The organism is uncultured Azohydromonas sp., assembly GCF_937926365.1.
Taxonomy (GTDB): Bacteria; Pseudomonadota; Gammaproteobacteria; order Burkholderiales; family Burkholderiaceae_C; genus Azohydromonas.
Window position 1 is genome coordinate 1 of sequence record NZ_CALAOH010000199.1, and the last position, 16,336, is coordinate 16,336.

A 16,336-nucleotide genomic window follows, 5' to 3' on the forward strand; every position below is an offset into this window, starting at 1 on the left:
CGTGGACTTCCGGCGCGGGCCAGGCCAGCGGCGTGGCCGCCGGCTGCCACAGCGTCCAGGCGCGGAAGAGACCGAAGGGATAGCTGGTCTGCACGCGCAGCGGGGGCAGCGCGTGGTGGCCGCGCGCCGGGGGCGTCCACTGCAGTTCCACCACGGCGTGTCCCTCGGCCGGCACGTCCACCCAGGCCGCGCGCGTGCGGGCGTCGTCCCACACCAGCGCGATGCCGTGGCGCGCCGGCCCGGCGTTGAGGCATTCCACCTGCAGCGGCAGTGGCTGCCCCGCGAAGCCCGGCATGGGCTCGCGCAACTGCAATTGCAGCCCGCGCAGCGTGCGGTGCGTCTGCAGCATGGAGGCGAAGGCCGTGCCGCCGAGGACGAAGGCCAGCAGGTAGCCCAGCGAGAGCTGCAGGTTGATGGCCGCCAGCAGCATCAGCGCCAGCACGGCGCCGAACACCCAGCCCGCGCCGGTGGGCAGGATGTAGAGCGTGCGCTGCCCGATCACCCAGCGCGCGCTGCGCGGATGGCGGCGCAGGAGCCAGCGCTGGAACAGGGCACGCATGCGCAGCCGCGGGTTCAGGGCAGAGCCACCGCTTCGACCATCGCGCGCACTTGCGCCGCGCGTCCGCGCCCGCTGTCGGCCGCCACCTGCAGCCGGTGCGCCAGCACCTGCACCGCCATAGCCTGCAGGTCGTCGGGGGCCACGTAGTCGCGCCCGTGCAGCAGGGCGCGGGCGCGCGCGGCGCGCAGCCAGGCGATGCCCGCGCGCGGGCTCAGCCCCTGGCTGAACCAGCGTCCGTCGCGCGTGGCGGCGATGAGCGCCTGCAGGTAGTCCAGCAGCGCGTCCGAGGCGTGCACGCGCAGCACCGCCTGCTGCGCCGCCAGCAGCCCTTCGGGCGTCATCACCGGCTCCAGCCGCGCGATGGTGCCGCGGCGGTCCTCGCCAGCCAGCAGCGCGCGCTCGCTGGCGCGGTCGGGGTAGCCCAGCGTCAGGCACATCAGGAAACGGTCGAGCTGGCTCTCGGGCAGCGGGAAGGTGCCGAGCTGGTCGCCGGGGTTCTGCGTGGCGATGACGAAGAAGGGTGTCGGCAGCGCGCGCGTCTGGCCCTCAATGGAGACCTGCTGCTCCTCCATCGCCTCCAGCAGCGCGCTCTGCGTGCGCGGCCCGGCGCGGTTGATCTCGTCGGCCAGCAGCACCTGCGTGAACACCGGCCCCGGATGGAAAACGAACTGCTCGCGGCTGCGCTCGTACACGCCCACGCCCAGCAGGTCGCTGGGCAGCAGGTCGGCGGTGAACTGCGCCCGCGTGAAGCGCAGCCCCAGCGACACCGCCAGCGCGTGCGCCAGCGTGGTCTTGCCCACGCCTGGCAGGTCCTCGATGAGCAGGTGCCCGCCGGCGAGCAGGCAGGCGACGCAGTCCTCGATCTGCGCGTGCTTGCCCACCACCACGGCGCCGATCTGTTCCACAAGCCTCTGAAGGGGTTCCGCGGGTCGCGCATTCATGGGGGCACCTTAAATCACAATCGGCGCTGCCATGACGACCGCCTACTACAGCCACCCCGCGTGCCGTGCACACGACATGGGCGCGGGACATCCGGAGTGTCCGCAGCGGCTCGATGCCATCGCGGACCATCTGCGTGCCACCGGCCTGGACATCGCGCTTGATTGGCGCGAGGCGCCACCGGCCACCCTGGACGCCCTGGAGCTCGCGCACAGCGCCCACTACGTGCTGGAGATGCAGGACCTGCTGCAGCGCCTGCGCGACCAGGGCGAGCGCCGCGCGCTGGACCCCGACACCTATGCCGGACCCGCCACCTGGGACGCGGCGCTGCGCGCCGCGGGCGCCGCGGTGGCCGCCACGGACGCGGTGATCGACGGCAGCGCGAGCAACGCCTTCTGCGCCGTGCGCCCGCCCGGGCACCACGCCACGCGCGACGCCGCCATGGGCTTCTGCTTCTTCAACAACGTGGCGGTGGCCGCGCGCCACGCGCTGGACGTGCGCGGGCTGCAGCGCGTGGCGATCGTGGACTTCGACGTGCACCACGGCAACGGCACCGAGGACATCGTCGCCGGCGACGAGCGGGTGCTGATGCTGAGCTTCTTCCAGCACCCGCTGTATCCGGGCAGCGGCGCCGTGCCGCTGGGCACCAACATGGTCAACGTGCCGGTGCCGCCGTACACGCGCGGCCCCGAGGTGCGCGAGCTGATCGAGGCGATGTGGATGCAGCGGCTGGAGGAGTTCAAGCCGCAGATGGTCTTCTTCTCCGCCGGCTTCGACGCGCACCGCGACGACGACCTGGGCCAGCTCGGCCTGGTGGAGGCCGACTACGCGTGGATCACGCGGCGCATCAAGGAGGTGGCCGAGCGCCATGCCGGCGGGCGCATCGTCTCCTGCCTGGAGGGGGGCTACGACCTGGGTGCGCTGGCGCGCAGCGTGGCGGCGCACCTGCGCGTGCTGGCCGACCTGACGACCTGAGCCCGCCGGTGTGCGCCGCGCGGCGCGCCTTCAGGCCGGATCCGGGCGTTGAATGAAACGGACCACGGCGCCGCGGCTGCCGTGGCCGAGGCGTCCGCTGGCGACGCCTCGATGAAAAACGAGGGGAAGCATGACTTCGACCAACCTGCAGGGGCTGCTGGCGTCGCTGACGCAGCGTGGCCTGCTCATCGAACTGGGCACGCTGGCGGCGTGCCTGGGCCTGGCCTGGACCGTGACGTGGCTGCTGGGCCGGCGTCGCTCCGGCGCCCAAAGCGTCTGGCTGGGTGAGCAGGTCGTGGACGGCGTGCTGTTCCCGGTACTGGCGCTGGCAGGCGTGTTCGCCGCGCGCTGGGGTCTGCAGGTGGGCGGCGTGCTGCCGCGCCCGGTGCTGCTGCAACTGGCGGTGCCGGTGCTGGCCTCGCTGCTGATCATCCGGCTGGGCGTGCGGGTGATGCAGGTGGCGTTTCCGCGCTCGCAGCTGGTGCGGGTGGTGGAGCGCACGCTGTCGTGGCTGGTGTGGATCGGGCTGGTGCTGTGGCTCACCGGCGTGTTGCCGCTGCTGCTGCGCGAAATGGATGAGATCCACTGGAAGGTCGGTGGCGGCGACGTCTCGCTGCGCAGCCTGGTGGAAGGCGCGCTGTCCTCGGTGGTGGTGATGGTGCTGGCGCTGTGGCTGTCCGCGGCCATCGAGACGCGGCTGCTTTCCGGCACTGCCGAGCCCGGCTTCGGCGGCAACCTCTCGCTGCGCAAGATCGCCGCCAATGCCACGCGCGCGCTGCTGCTGCTGGTGGGGCTGCTGCTGGCGCTATCGGCCGCGGGCATCCCGCTGGGGGCGCTGTCGGTGTTCGGCGGCGCGTTGGGCGTGGGCATCGGCTTCGGCCTGCAAAAGCTTGCCTCCAACTACGTCTCGGGCTTCGTGATCCTGGCCGAGCGCAGCCTGCGCATCGGCGACGTGGTGAAGGTGGACAACTTCGAGGGCCGCATCACCGACATCAACACGCGCTTCACCGTGGTGCGCGCACTCAACGGGCGCGAGTCCATCGTGCCCAACGAGTTGCTGATCACGCAGCGGGTGGAGAACCTGTCGCTGTCGGACCCGCGCGTGGTGCTGAGCAGCGTGGTGCAGGTGTCCTACGGCACCGACCTCGACGCGCTGATGCCGCGCCTGGTGGAGGTGGTGCGTGCGGTGCCGCGGGTGCTGGCCGACCCGGGCCCGGGGGTGCAGCTCAGCAGCTTCGCCGCCGACGGGCTGGAGCTGACGGTGTCGTACTGGATCGGCGACCCCGAGAACGGCTTTGGCGGCGTGCGCAGCGACGTCAACCGCGCGCTGCTGCGCGAGCTGCAGAGGCTGCATATCGACATTCCCTTCCCGCAGCGCGTGGTGCAGGTGCAGGCGGCGCCGGGGGCGGAGGCCGCGGCGCAGCTGATGCACCCGGGCGCGCCGGCGCCTTCATCTGCGTCTGCGTCGCCCCAGCCCCAGGCACCGCAGGGCATACCGTCGCGCGGCTGAGATCGACGGACGGCTCGCAGCGCAGCTGCCCGGGTGAAGAACGAAAAACGGCGCCCGAGGGCGCCGTTTCCGCTTCAGTGCCTGGAGGAGCTCAGGACTCAGGCCACCGCGACGGGGATCTTGCCGATCTTGGCCTGCCACTCGGCGGGGCCGGTCTGGTGCACGCTGGTGCCGCTGGCGTCCACGGCCACGGTCACGGGCATGTCCTTGACCTCGAACTCGTAGATGGCTTCCATGCCCAGGTCGGCGAAGCCCACGACCTTGGCCGACTTGATGGCCTTGGACACCAGGTAGGCGGCGCCGCCCACGGCCATGAGGTAGGCGCTCTGGTGCTTGCGGATGGCCTCGATGGCGGCGGGGCCGCGCTCGGCCTTGCCCACCATGGAGATCAGCCCGGTGTTGGCCAGCATCATCTCGGTGAACTTGTCCATGCGCGTGGCCGTCGTCGGGCCGGCCGGGCCCACCACCTCGTCACGCACCGGATCGACCGGGCCGACGTAGTAGATGACGCGGTTGGTGAAGTCCACCGGCAGCGGCTCGCCCTTGGCCAGCATGTCCTGGATGCGCTTGTGCGCGGCGTCGCGGCCGGTGAGCATCTTGCCGTTGAGCAGCAGCGTGTCGCCGGGCTTCCAACTCGCCACTTCTTCCTTGGTCAGCGTGTCGAGGTTGACCTGCTTGCTCTTGTTGTAGTCGGGCGCCCAGGCGACGTCGGGCCACAGGTCCAGGCTCGGCGGCTCCAGGTAGGCCGGGCCCGAGCCGTCGAGCACGAAGTGCGCGTGGCGCGTGGCGGCGCAGTTGGGGATCATCGCCACGGGCTTGGAAGCGGCGTGCGTCGGGTAGGTCTTGATCTTGACGTCCAGCACCGTGGTCAGGCCGCCCAGGCCCTGCGCGCCGATGCCCAGCGCGTTGACCTTCTCGTACAGCTCCAGGCGCAGCTCTTCGAGCTTGTTCTGCGGGCCGCGCTGCTGCAACTCGTACATGTCGATGTCTTCCATCAGCGCTTCCTTGGCCAGCAGCATGGCCTTCTCGGCCGTGCCGCCCACGCCGATGCCCAGCATGCCCGGCGGGCACCAGCCCGCGCCCATCTGCGGCACGGTCTTGAGCACCCAGTCCACCAGGTTGTCGCTGGGGTTCATCATCACGAACTTGGTCTTGTTCTCGCTGCCGCCGCCCTTGGCGGCGACGGTGACGTCGATCGTGTTGCCCGGCACCACCGTCATGTGGACCACGGCGGGCGTGTTGTCCTTGGTGTTCTTGCGGGCAAAGATCGGGTCGTCCAGCACCGAGGCGCGCAGCACGTTGTCCGGGTTCAGGTAGCCGCGGCGCACGCCTTCGTTGACGGCATCCTCGATCGAGCCGGTGAAGCCTTCGAGCTTCACGTCCATGCCGATCTTGAGGAACACGTTGACGATGCCGGTGTCCTGGCAGATCGGGCGCCGCCCTTCGGCCGACATCTTGGAGTTGGTCAGGATCTGCGCGATGGCGTCCTTGGCCGCGGGGCTTTCCTCGCGTTCGTAGGCGCGGGCGAGGTGGGCGATGTAGTCAGCGGGGTGGTAGTAGCTGATGTACTGCAGCGCGGCGGCGACGCTGTCGATCAGGTCACTCTGCTTGATGATCGTGGTCATGGAACACCGGGGAGGGTTGAGGGGAGGGTAGGGACAGGCCATTGCTGACCCATCCCCCCCTAAGAACCGGACTTGCGACTTTCACCGCATCCGGCTCAAGCACAACGTCAGTTCGGGCAAACCTTTGAATTTTAGTGCGCCCGAACTTCTAAGCCCCTTACAGGGGCCGGCTTCGCAACTTGCAGCCCCAGGGCATGCACTTTGGCGTGGCAGACCGGGTGCAACAGCACGCGGTTGGACAACGAGTCCGACCCGCCCGCCACCCGGGGAACCAGATGGTGATCGTGCCAGCCCGTTTCGGACGTGATGGGCTCATTGCAGAGCGCGCATCTGTGGCTCTGGGAGAGGAACAGCGAGATCCACTGCTTGCGGTACGACCTGCTTTGACGCAGGCGCTGTGCACTCAGGTCCTCGCCATACGCTTCCCATTTCGGGTCGAAGGGGTTGTAGTCCCCTTTGACCTTCAGGTGCCGCACGATCTTCGTGTCGGCCAGCTTGTACAGACGCAGCCACACAGGCTCTCCGTCTGCGAGCCCAGTCCTGACTGCGAACTCGGTTCGACTCGTGAAGTGGTGCCAATAGGCAGTGGCGACCCATTGCGGGCTTTTCTTGGGGTGCCTGCGGCGAGCCCAGCGCGTCAGCCGCCACCGGAGTAGCGAGTCGATGCGGCTGAACGTCTCTTTCGCGACCACCGGGTGGTGGTACTGCGCCCAACCCTTCAGGATCGGGTTCAGCAGCTTGATGAGTTCCGCCTGTGGCATTGAAAGGTTGCCCTTCACGACTTCCTTCACCTTGCCGTAGAACGCTTGCACGTTCTTCTTGCTTGGCTTGATGAGCAGCTTCCCGGAGTACTTCCGGAAGTTCCAGCCCAGGAAGTCGAACCCGTGGTCAATGTGCGTGACGCGAGTCTTGACCGGCGACAGTCGCAATCCTCTTTGTGAGAGGAAGGCTTCCACCCAAGGCCGGACTTCGGTCTCCAGCAGGTCTTTCGACTCGCCGGTAATCACGAAGTCGTCGGCGTACCGGACGACATTGACTTTCAGGCCCTTGACCTTCCTCTGGCTGCGTCGCGCACCGAGATGCGCGAGCAAGCCCGTTTCCAGTCCGTTCAGAGCCACGTTCATGAGGGTCGGTGAAATGACACCGCCCTGCGGCGTGCCCGCCTCGGTGGCCGTCAACTGGCCCTTGTAGACCACGCCCGCCTTCAGCCACTTGCGCACGATGTTCCGGTCCATGCGGACGTGGTCCACCAGCCACTCGTGGTTGATGTGGTCGAAACAGCCTTCGATGTCCGCCTCCAGTACCCATTGGGCTGAAGTCCTCTTGGACAAGGTGACGAACAACTGGCCCATGGCATCAGCCGTGCAGCGGTTCCGACGAAAGCCGTAGCTGTTCGGATCGCTTTGCGACTCCACGACGGGTTCCAGGCTCAGCAGGTGCAAAGCCTGCTGTGCCCGGTCCTTCATGGTCGGAATGCCCAATGGACGCTCCTTGCCGTTGGCCTTGGGGATGTAGACCCGCCGCAGCGGCTGCGGCCTGTACCCCCGTTGCTGCTTCAGTTCACTGACGGCCGACCACTTGGCGGTCGGCGTATCCCACAGCTCGCGATCGACGCCTGCCGTTCGCTTGCCCTGGTTCTCAGTCACCCGTCGCACCGCCAGTGCCCTGGCGGTGAACGAGCGGACCAGCGACCGTTGCAAGGCCTTCACCCTGCGCCAATCGCCGGCCTGCGTTGCCTTCGCAATCCGTATCTGCGTCGTTCTCACCTGCTGCTCCACCCGGTGCCAGTCGATGGCGTGCCAGGAGTCGGGCAGGCGTGAGGACGCAGAACCGTCATTGCTGACGATCTCTTCCATGCTTTCCTCATCGGGTTGAGCCCGTTGAGGACGCACCACTCCCCGAAGGGATGGGTCGTCCCTTCGGGGCGTTGAAGAACTCGGCAACCGGCTCGCGACGGTTGCACCACGTGGAAGTCAGCTCGCTTTCACGACAGGGCATCAGCCCCTATCCCGACCGTTACAGCCGGGCATTTGCTTTTTCCACGATCCCGTACCCCCTCACCCAACAGGTCGCCTTGCGGCTTCCCTGCCAGCGCGCCGAAGCACGCCGGCGGGCAGTGGGGCTTACCACGTTCCTCGGACTACCGACCGCCCGTCCAGGGACGCGCGGACTATCCGTTTAGGGCCTCTCTCTCCCGGGGCTGCACGACAGCAACGTGCACTGAGGTTTGACCAGTGCAGCTTGGCAGCGGTGCCGTTTGGCTGTGGCCTGACAGCAGGTTTGGCCACCCACTTGTAACCCGGGTTCAATCGACAGTTCACATGAGTTGCCCATGCGGAACTGGCCTCGTTTCTCCTCTGCCTTCCTGCTGACAGATTCCACGGTGACCCTCGCGGGTCGAACGCACCGCTTGCGCGGGAAACTTTGTCGGATGGGCTTCACACAAGGCCGTTACCAGCCCTGCATGCCACCCTAGGCCACTGCTGGTTGCACAGCAGGTCACGGCCACGTCTCACGACGGGCATGACAAGGTAATCCGAAGCTTTCATCGCTCTTCGGAAACGACGGAGCAAAAGCACCTCTCACACCTGTTCCTCAAGAGAGGAAGGCGCGCATATAAGCCGACCACTTGTGATGCTGGCTCACCTGTAAGGACCGGCAAGAAAGCTCAATAAGGCTTTCGCCTATCGCTTTCTCGCCCGTACAGACCTCGCTTTCGCAAGGGCTATGGTGCACTTTGGGTATTTCTACCCGTGGCTTTCCTACTAAAAGTAGGAAAGAACTCCGTTAATGCTTGCTTTGGGTCTACCTTTTTGGGGCAAATCCCTCGTTTGCCAGCTACGAGTGAAGAGCGACGCCGACGTGTCGCACCAAACCCGTCAAGTTTAACGGCGCGCCTGAGGAGAGCCTGACGCCGGGTCGTTGCAGACTCCACTGCGCGCGCCGGCACCGGGCTCAGTGCTTGCCGTTGGACAGCAGCCGGTCCGTCATGGCGATGGCCATGGCCGAGAGGAGGAAAGCCACGTGGATGATGCTCTGCCACATCAGCACCTTCTCGCCGTAGTTCTCGGCGTTGATGAAGGTCTTGAGCAGATGGATGGAGCTGATGCCGATGATGGCCGTGGCCAGCTTGACCTTGAGCACCGAGGCATTGACGTGGCTGAGCCACTCGGGCTGGTCGGGGTGGCCTTCAAGATTCATGCGCGAGACGAAGGTCTCGTAGCCGCCGACGATGACCATGATCAGCAGGTTGGAGATCATCACCACGTCGATGAGGCCCAGCACCACCAGCATGATCACGGTCTCGTTGAGCTTGGGTGGGCCATCCGTGAGAGGCTCGTAGCCGATGCTGTTGATCAGTATCTCCAGCGCATGCTGGTCGCCCAGCGCGGCCTGCACCAGGTGCATGAGCTCCACCCAGAAATGGAACACGTATACGCATTGCGCGAGGATCAGCCCCAGGTACAGCGGTAGCTGCAGCCAGCGGCTGGCAAAGATCATGTTGGGCAGGGGGCGCATGCGCGCCTGGGTCGGGTCTTGGATCGAGGGCATGGGGAAGATTCGCTTGTGCAGCGGCGCATTCTAGGGTTCTCCCTTGCTGCGCCGCAGCAAGAAGTAAGCCCTTCGTCAGCCGCTTTGGACACAGTGGATTCGTGCGCCCGATCAATGACCTTTGTCACGGGCATCGAACATTGCCAATGCAGGAGACATCGATGAGCGAAGCCGATACCAAGCTGTACCAACCCGCTGCCGATACGGTGAAGAATGCCTACGTCGCGGGCATGGAGGCCTACCAGGCGCTGGTGGCCGAGGCCGAAGCTGACTACGAGGGCTACTGGGGTCGCTTGGCCAAGGAGCTGCTGAGCTGGAAGCAGCCGTTCACGCAGGTGCTCGACAGCTCCAACCCGCCGTTCTTCAAGTGGTTTGCCGACGGCAAGCTCAACGCGTCCTACAACTGTCTGGACCGCAACGTCGAGAACGGCAAGGGCGACAAGACCGCCATCATCTTCGAGGCCGACGGCGGCGAGGTCACGAAGGTGACCTACAAGGAACTGCTGGAGCGCACCTGCCGCCTGGCCAACGCGCTCAAGGCGCAGGGCGTGAAGAAGGGCGACCGCGTCGTCATCTACATCGCCATGTCCATTGACGGCGTAGCCGCCATGCAGGCTTGCGCGCGCATCGGTGCGACGCACTCGGTGGTGTTCGGCGGCTTCTCGGCGCAGTCGCTGCGTGACCGTATCGAGGACACCGGCGCCAAGCTGATCATCACGGCCGACCACCAGGTGCGCGGCGGCAAGCAGTTGCCGCTGAAGGCCATCGTGGACGAGGCCCTGTCGCTGGGCGGCTGCGAGAAGGTCGAGAAGGTGCTGGTGGTCAAGCGCAGCGGCGCCGACGTGGCCATGACCGCCGGCCGCGACGTCTGGATGGACGACGCCCTGGCCGGCCAGGAAGCCTTCTGCGAGCCCGAGTGGGTCGAGGCCGAGCATCCGCTGTTCCTGCTCTACACCTCCGGCTCCACCGGCAAGCCCAAGGGCGTGCAGCACTCCACCGGCGGTTTCCTGCTGCACGCGGCGCTGACCACGAAGTGGACCTTCGACCTCAAGGACGACGACGTGTTCTGGTGCACGGCCGACATCGGCTGGGTCACGGGCCACACGTACATCACCTACGGCCCGCTGGCGCTGGGCGGCACGGAGATCGTGTTCGAGGGCGTACCCACCTACCCGGACGCCGGCCGCTTCTGGAAGATGATCCAGGACCACAAGGTCACCATCTTCTACACGGCGCCCACGGCCATCCGCTCGCTGATCAAGGCCGCCGAGAGCAACGAGGCCGTGCATCCGAAGAGCTACGACCTGAGCTCGCTGCGCATCCTGGGCTCGGTGGGTGAGCCCATCAACCCGGCCGCCTGGGAGTGGTACCACCAGCACGTCGGCGGCGGCCGCTGCCCGATCGTGGACACCTTCTGGCAGACCGAGACCGGCGGCCACATGATCACGCCGCTGCCGGGCGCCACGCCGCTGGTGCCGGGTTCGTGCACGCTGCCCTTCCCGGGCATTCAGGCCGCGGTGGTGGACGAGACCGGCAAGGAAGTGCCCTGGGGCCAGGGCGGCATCCTGGTGGTCAAGAAGCCCTGGCCGTCGATGATCCGCACCATCTGGGGCGACCCGGAGCGCTTCAAGAAGAGCTACTACCCCGAGGACTTCAAGGGCCAGCTCTACCTGGCCGGCGACGGCGCGATCCGCGACGCCAAGACGGGCTACTTCACCATCACCGGCCGCATCGACGACGTGCTCAACGTCTCCGGCCACCGCATGGGCACGATGGAGATCGAATCCGCGCTGGTGAGCTGCACCGAGCTGGTGGCCGAGGCCGCCGTGGTGGGCCGTCCCGACGAGACCACCGGCGAGGCCATCTGCGCCTTCGTGGTCCTGAAGCGCCCGCGTCCCTCGGGCGACGAGGCCAAGGCCATCGCCAAGCAGCTGCGCGACCACATCGCCAAGGAAATCGGCCCCATCGCCAAGCCCAAGGACATCCGCTTCGGCGACAACCTGCCCAAGACCCGCAGCGGCAAGATCATGCGCCGCCTGCTGCGCTCGGTGGCCAAGAACGAGGCCGTCACGCAGGACACCTCCACGCTGGAGAATCCGGCCATCCTGGACCAGCTCGGCCAGGCCTACTGAACCGGCTGACCGGCCCCGACCGGTTGCGCGAGCAACCGGCGGTGGCGGCACCAGCAAAAAGCCCCGCTGGCGGGGCTTTTTCGTTCTGCCTGATGACCACAAAAAAAGCCCTGCGGCTGCAGGGCTTCATGATGGGCTTCAGGCCGCTAGGCCGTCGCTCACTTCTGCGACAGCACCCACTTGGCCAGCGTCTTGGCCTCGTCGGCGGAGACCTGGGGGTTGGCCGGCATCGGCACGGGGCCCCACACGCCGGCGCCGCCCTTGATGATTTTCTCGGCCAGCTTGGCTTCGGCAGCCTTGTCGCCGGCGTACTTGGCAGCCACGTCCTTGTAGGAGGGGCCGACCAGCTTCTTGTCCACGGCGTGGCAGGCCAGGCAGTTCTTCTTCTGGGCCAGTTCTTGGTTGGCGAAGGCGGGGGCGGAAACGGCCGCGGCAGCGGCAACGATCACGGGAAGCAGGAACTTCATGATGTCCTTTCGGGCTTTTCGAGCTGCAGAACGCGTTTGCGTTCGTCCAGATGCGCAACAGGCGCAAGGCCTGCAACGCAATCTTACGGGCCCCGGTTGACCTGTCCCTGACCAGCCTCAGCTTCAGTCGAATTTGTCCAGCACCGCGCCGGAGGAGGCGCTGCAGGCATTACGCGCGAACTTGGCCAGCACGCCGCGGGTGTAGCGCGGCGCAGGCTGCTTCCATTGGGCACGCCGGCGCGCGATCTCGGCCTCATCGACGTTGAGCTGCAGCAGCAACTGGTGCGCGTCGATGGTGACGGAGTCGCCTTCTTGCACCAGCGCGATGGTGCCGCCCTCGTAGGCCTCGGGCGCGACGTGGCCCACGACCATGCCCCAGGTGCCACCGGAGAAGCGGCCGTCGGTGATCAGGCCCACGCTTTCGCCCAGGCCCTGGCCGATGAGCGCGCCGGTGGGCGCGAGCATCTCCGGCATGCCGGGGCCGCCCTTGGGGCCGAGGTAGCGCAGCACCATCACGTCGCCGGCCTTGATCTGACCGGCCATGATCGCGGCCAGTGCCGACTGCTCATCATCGAACACGCGCGCCGGGCCGGTGATGACGGGGTTCTTCAGGCCGGTGATCTTGGCCACGCAGCCTTCGGGCGAGAGGTTGCCCTTGAGGATGGCCAGGTGCCCCTGCGCGTACAGCGGGTCGGACACGGGCCGGATCACGTCCTGCTCGGCCGAGAGATCGGGCACGTCGGCCAAGTTCTCGGCCACCGTCTTGCCGGTGATGGTCAAGCAGTCGCCGTTGAGCAGCCCGGCCTTGAGCAACTCCTTCATTACCGCGGGGATGCCGCCGGCGCGGTGCAGGTCCACCGCCAGGTACTGGCCCGAAGGCTTCAAGTTGCACAGCACCGGGACCTTCTTGCGCATGCGCTCGAAGTCGTCGATCGTCCACTCGACCCCGGCGGCATGCGCGATGGCCAGGAAGTGCAGCACCGCGTTGGTGGAGCCCCCGGTGGCCATGATCACGGCCACCGCGTTCTCGATGCTCCGCTTCGTGACGATGTCGCGCGGCTTCAGGTCCTTCTTCACCGCCTCCACCAGCACCGCGGCGGCGCGGCGGGTGCTCTCCACCTTCTCATCGTGCACGTTGGCTTCGGTGGACGAGTAGGGCAGGCTCATGCCCAGCGCCTCGAAGGCCGAGCTCATGGTGTTGGCGGTGTACATGCCGCCGCAGGAGCCGCTGCCGGGGATGGCGCGCTTCTCGATCTCGCAGAAGTCCTCCTCGGACATCTTGCCGGCGCTGAACTGGCCCACTGCCTCGAACACGCTGACGATGTTGAGGTCCTGTCCCTTGTAGCGGCCCGGCAGGATGGTGCCGCCGTAGACGTAGATGGCCGGCACGTTGGCGCGCAACATCCCCATCATCCCGCCGGGCATGTTCTTGTCGCAGCCGCCGATGACGAGCACGCCGTCCATCCACTGGCCGCCCACGCAGGTCTCGACGCAGTCGCTGATGACCTCGCGCGACACCAGCGAGTACTTCATGCCTTCGGTGCCCATGGCCATGCCGTCGCTGATCGTGGGCGTGCCGAAGACCTGCGGGTTGGCGCCGGCGGCCTTGAGGCCTTCCACCGCCGCGTCGGCCAGGCGCTGCAGGCCGGAGTTGCAGGGCGTGATGGTGGAGTGGCCGTTGGCCACGCCGATCATCGGCTTGCCGAAGTCGCCCTCGGTGTAGCCCATGGCGTAGTACATCGAACGGTTGGGGGCGCGCGCCACGCCCTCGGTGATGTTCCTGGAACGGCGGTTGTCGCTCATGTGGTGGTGCTCCTGCGGTGCGCCGGCGCCGGCTGCGGTGCGCATGCAGCACCGGTGGCCGTACCGGCGCGGGGCAGTATGCCGAAGCTCAAAACAGCGAGTCCAATATATTTGTCAGCGATGATTGATTCGTGGAGTGAATGAATGATCGAGCTGCGACCGCTGCGCCAATTCGTGGCCGTGGCGGAGGAACTGCACTTCGGACGCGCCGCACGGCGGCTGCACATGACGCAGCCGCCGCTGACGCAAGCCATGCAGGCCCTGGAGCGCGCGCTGCAGGTGCAACTACTGCAGCGCACGCGGCGCTCAGTGGCGCTCACGCCGGCCGGCGAGGCGCTGCTGGTCCAGGCGCGGCGGCTGCTGCGCGAGGCGGAGGCGCTGCCCGATCTGGTTCGGGCGGCTGCGGCGGGGCTGTCGGGGCGGCTGCGTTTGGCCTTCGTCTCCAGCATCGCTTATGGGCCGTTGCCGCCATGGTTGCGTTCGTTTCGCGAGCACCATCCTGACGTGGAGCTGCAGTTGCGCGAAGCGACCATGGACCTGCAGTTGGCAGCACTGGCGGCGGGGGACATCGACGCGGGCTTCGTGCTGCATGCGCCTGCGGCGGTACCGGCACCGCTGCAGGCGCTGCAGGTGCTCAGCGAACCGCTGGTGCTGGCGTTGCCTGCAGGGCATCTCGCTGCGGCGCACGAGACAGTGCGCTTCGACGACGTCGCCGCCGAGCCGCTGCTGATCTTCCCGCGCAGCGTGGCGCCGTCACTGTTCGATGCAGTGCTCGCGCGCTACCACGCCGGCAGCTGCGCACCGCGCATCGCGCAGGAGGCGATCCAGTTGCAGACCATCGTCAGTCTGGTGTCGGCCGGCATGGGCGTGGCGTGGGTGCCGGCGTCGATGACGCAACTGCAGCGTCCGGGCGTGGTCTACCGACGCGTGGACCCCGATGCGCCGCAAGCCCACACCAGCCTGCTGTGGCGTGAGGACTCGCCCGTGGTGCAGCGCTTCGTGGCGCATGTGCGGGCGCAACTGCAGGAGCGGCGACAATCCGCAGCTCTCGAAGGAGAAGGAAGCCGCTGATGCTCGTGCACCCCCAGTTCAATCCCATTGCCCTTTCGCTCGGCCCGCTGCAGGTGCACTGGTATGGGTTGACCTACATGGCGGCCTTCGGCCTGTTCCTGTGGCTGGCGGTGCGGCGGGTACGTCTGCCGTGGTTCGCGCAGGCGGGCTGGACTCGGCGTGATGTGGAGGATTTGCTGTTCTTTGGCGTGCTGGGCGTGGTTGTGGGAGGCCGACTGGGCTACGCGCTGTTCTACAAGCCGGGCTACTACGCCAGCCATCCGCTGGAGGTGTTCATGGTATGGCGCGGCGGCATGTCGTTCCACGGCGGGCTGCTGGGTGTGCTGGGGGCGATGACGCTGTACGCGCACCGGCGCGGGCGGCGCTTCCTGGAAGTGACGGACTTGATCGCGCCGTGCATCCCCATCGGACTGGCTTGCGGGCGTATCGGCAACTTCATCAACGGTGAGCTGTGGGGGCGGGCGGCCGACCCGAGCCTGCCCTGGGCGATGGTGTTCCCTCAGTCCGGCTCGGACGTGCCGCGTCATCCCTCGCAGCTCTACCAGTTCACTCTGGAAGGGATGCTGCTGTTCGTGCTGCTGTGGATCTATGCGCGCAAGCCGCACCCGCTCGGACGCGTCTCGGGAGTGTTTCTCTTGGGTTATGGGCTGCTGCGTTACGTGGCCGAGTACTTCCGCGAGCCCGACAGTTTCCTGGGATTGCTGGCGTTGAACATGAGCATGGGCCAGTGGCTGTGCCTGCCCATGATTGCTGTCGGCACGCTGTTGTGGACAAGGTCGTCCAGGCAGGCGGGCTAGCATCGCGACCATGCGACAGATCTTTCTCGATACCGAAACCACCGGCCTGAGCCCCGAGAGCGGCGACCGCATCGTCGAAATCGGCTGCGTCGAGATGGTGGCGCGGCGCCTGAGTGGCCGCAACAAGCACTTCTATCTCAACCCTGAGCGCAAGAACCATGAGGAAGCGGTGCGCATCCACGGCCTCACGGACGAGTTCCTGGCCGACAAGCCCATATTTGCCGCAGTGGCGGATGAGCTGATGGAGTTCCTTTCGGGCGCCGAGGTCATCATTCACAACGCGCCCTTTGACGTTGGCTTCCTGAACGAGGAATTGCGCCGGCTGGGACGGCCACCGCTCGGTCAGCATGTAGCGCAGATCACGGACAGCCTGCACATGGCCCGGGAACTCTACCCCGGCAAGGCCAACTCGCTGGACGCTCTGTGTCGTCGTCTGGAGGTCGACAACACGAGCCGGACCTTCCACGGCGCGCTGCTCGATGCCGGGCTGCTGGCGGAGGTCTACATCCGCATGACGCGCGGGCAGAACGCGCTGGTCATCGAAGATGAAGAGGAAAAGACCGAGGTGGTGGAGGAAGACCTTCCCGCCATCGATCTGACACAGTTCACACTGCCAGTGTTGCGTGCCAGCGAATCCGAGTGCATCGCGCACGAGGCTGTTTTGGCCGGTCTCGAAAAAGCGAGCGGAGGGCTTGTGCAGTGGAAGAAACTCATGCCATAATCGCCGTCTTCCGGGATGCGAGACAACTGATGAATTCCGGGCGGTTAGCTCAGCGGTAGAGCACTGCCTTCACACGGCAGGGGTCGCAGGTTCGAACCCTGCACCGCCCACCAGAATTCGAGCTAAAAACAAAACCCAAGTGTTTGACAAGGTTTTTGGTGTGTGTCAGAATCTCGGTCTTCGCT

At 66.7% G+C, this 16,336-nt stretch carries 12 protein-coding genes, 1 tRNA gene and 1 pseudogene; 7 read left to right on the top strand and 7 right to left on the bottom strand.

Annotated elements, in window-relative coordinates; translation table 11 throughout:
• Together Q0741_RS21170 and Q0741_RS21175 are read right to left on the bottom strand one after the other, a co-directional pair.
• Positions 1-559 (bottom strand): annotated as a pseudogene (locus Q0741_RS21170) (DUF58 domain-containing protein); the annotation flags it as partial.
• A 14-nt stretch (positions 560-573) separates the two neighbouring features.
• Positions 574-1,500 carry a MoxR family ATPase gene (locus tag Q0741_RS21175; protein WP_298235173.1) on the bottom strand — a complete coding sequence of 309 codons (927 nt, stop codon included), beginning with the start codon at positions 1,498-1,500 and terminating at the stop codon, positions 574-576.
• 31 nt (positions 1,501-1,531) lie between these two features.
• Between Q0741_RS21175 and Q0741_RS21180 the strand changes: the two genes are divergently transcribed.
• Positions 1,532-2,473, top strand: a complete 942-nt coding sequence (locus Q0741_RS21180) for a histone deacetylase family protein (protein ID WP_298235174.1) — start codon at positions 1,532-1,534, stop codon at positions 2,471-2,473.
• A gap of 130 nt (positions 2,474-2,603) precedes the next feature.
• Entirely contained in the window at positions 2,604-3,983 is a 1,380-nt protein-coding gene (locus Q0741_RS21185) for a mechanosensitive ion channel domain-containing protein (protein ID WP_298235175.1), read from the top strand.
• Positions 3,984-4,081: 98 nt separating this feature from the next.
• Here Q0741_RS21185 and Q0741_RS21190 read toward each other — a convergent pair whose 3' ends face one another.
• From Q0741_RS21190 to Q0741_RS21200, 3 genes are all read right to left on the bottom strand, one after another.
• On the bottom strand, positions 4,082-5,608 hold the full coding sequence (locus Q0741_RS21190) for a fumarate hydratase (protein ID WP_298235176.1): 1,527 nt from the start codon (positions 5,606-5,608) through the stop codon (positions 4,082-4,084).
• A 131-nt stretch (positions 5,609-5,739) separates the two neighbouring features.
• Positions 5,740-7,464, bottom strand: coding sequence for a group II intron reverse transcriptase/maturase (gene ltrA / locus Q0741_RS21195; protein WP_298235177.1), 1,725 nt, complete (start codon positions 7,462-7,464; stop codon positions 5,740-5,742).
• Positions 7,465-8,563: 1,099 nt separating this feature from the next.
• Positions 8,564-9,160 carry a TIGR00645 family protein gene (locus tag Q0741_RS21200; RefSeq protein WP_298235178.1) on the bottom strand — a complete coding sequence of 199 codons (597 nt, stop codon included), beginning with the start codon at positions 9,158-9,160 and terminating at the stop codon, positions 8,564-8,566.
• Positions 9,161-9,321: 161 nt separating this feature from the next.
• Between Q0741_RS21200 and acs the strand changes: the two genes are divergently transcribed.
• Positions 9,322-11,292, top strand: coding sequence for an acetate--CoA ligase (acs, locus tag Q0741_RS21205; protein WP_298235179.1), 1,971 nt, complete (start codon positions 9,322-9,324; stop codon positions 11,290-11,292).
• 158 nt (positions 11,293-11,450) lie between these two features.
• Here acs and Q0741_RS21210 read toward each other — a convergent pair whose 3' ends face one another.
• Positions 11,451-11,759, bottom strand: a complete 309-nt coding sequence (locus tag Q0741_RS21210) for a c-type cytochrome (RefSeq protein ID WP_298235180.1) — start codon at positions 11,757-11,759, stop codon at positions 11,451-11,453.
• Positions 11,760-11,882: 123 nt separating this feature from the next.
• Positions 11,883-13,562: a dihydroxy-acid dehydratase gene (ilvD, locus tag Q0741_RS21215; protein ID WP_298235181.1), complete on the bottom strand. Its 1,680-nt coding sequence runs from the start codon at positions 13,560-13,562 to the stop codon at positions 11,883-11,885.
• Between the two features lie 144 nt (positions 13,563-13,706).
• On the opposite strand from ilvD, the gene Q0741_RS21220 reads away from it, so the two are divergent.
• The 4 genes from Q0741_RS21220 (at position 13,707) to Q0741_RS21235 (ending at position 16,264) form a co-directional block, all read left to right on the top strand.
• A complete protein-coding gene (locus tag Q0741_RS21220) occupies positions 13,707-14,633 on the top strand; it encodes a LysR family transcriptional regulator (protein WP_298235182.1) in 927 nt (308 codons plus the stop codon).
• Complete coding sequence (gene lgt / locus Q0741_RS21225; RefSeq protein WP_298235183.1) at positions 14,633-15,430, top strand: prolipoprotein diacylglyceryl transferase; 798 nt, start codon at positions 14,633-14,635, stop codon at positions 15,428-15,430. Before Q0741_RS21220 ends, lgt begins: the two co-directional genes overlap by 1 nt.
• Positions 15,431-15,440: 10 nt before the next feature.
• The gene (gene dnaQ / locus Q0741_RS21230) at positions 15,441-16,151 is read left to right on the top strand and encodes a DNA polymerase III subunit epsilon (protein WP_298235184.1); all 711 of its coding nucleotides are present in this window, start codon (positions 15,441-15,443) and stop codon (positions 16,149-16,151) included.
• Positions 16,152-16,189: 38 nt separating this feature from the next.
• Positions 16,190-16,264 (top strand) — tRNA-Val (locus Q0741_RS21235).
• The last annotated feature ends 72 nt before the right edge of the window (positions 16,265-16,336 follow it).

Bases quoted from the DNA above. Each gene is read 5' to 3' on its own strand.
- acs (WP_298235179.1), top strand. From the start codon at position 9,322: ATGAGCGAAGCCGATACCAAGCTGTACCAACCCGCTGCCGATACGGTG.
- ltrA (WP_298235177.1), bottom strand. From the start codon at position 7,464: ATGGAAGAGATCGTCAGCAATGACGGTTCTGCGTCCTCACGCCTGCCC.
- Q0741_RS21200 (WP_298235178.1), bottom strand. From the start codon at position 9,160: ATGCCCTCGATCCAAGACCCGACCCAGGCGCGCATGCGCCCCCTGCCC.
- Q0741_RS21190 (WP_298235176.1), bottom strand. From the start codon at position 5,608: ATGACCACGATCATCAAGCAGAGTGACCTGATCGACAGCGTCGCCGCC.
- Q0741_RS21220 (WP_298235182.1), top strand. From the start codon at position 13,707: ATGATCGAGCTGCGACCGCTGCGCCAATTCGTGGCCGTGGCGGAGGAA.
- lgt (WP_298235183.1), top strand. From the start codon at position 14,633: ATGCTCGTGCACCCCCAGTTCAATCCCATTGCCCTTTCGCTCGGCCCG.
- Q0741_RS21175 (WP_298235173.1), bottom strand. From the start codon at position 1,500: ATGAATGCGCGACCCGCGGAACCCCTTCAGAGGCTTGTGGAACAGATC.
- Q0741_RS21180 (WP_298235174.1), top strand. From the start codon at position 1,532: ATGACGACCGCCTACTACAGCCACCCCGCGTGCCGTGCACACGACATG.
- Q0741_RS21185 (WP_298235175.1), top strand. From the start codon at position 2,604: ATGACTTCGACCAACCTGCAGGGGCTGCTGGCGTCGCTGACGCAGCGT.
- dnaQ (WP_298235184.1), top strand. From the start codon at position 15,441: ATGCGACAGATCTTTCTCGATACCGAAACCACCGGCCTGAGCCCCGAG.
- ilvD (WP_298235181.1), bottom strand. From the start codon at position 13,562: ATGAGCGACAACCGCCGTTCCAGGAACATCACCGAGGGCGTGGCGCGC.
- Q0741_RS21210 (WP_298235180.1), bottom strand. From the start codon at position 11,759: ATGAAGTTCCTGCTTCCCGTGATCGTTGCCGCTGCCGCGGCCGTTTCC.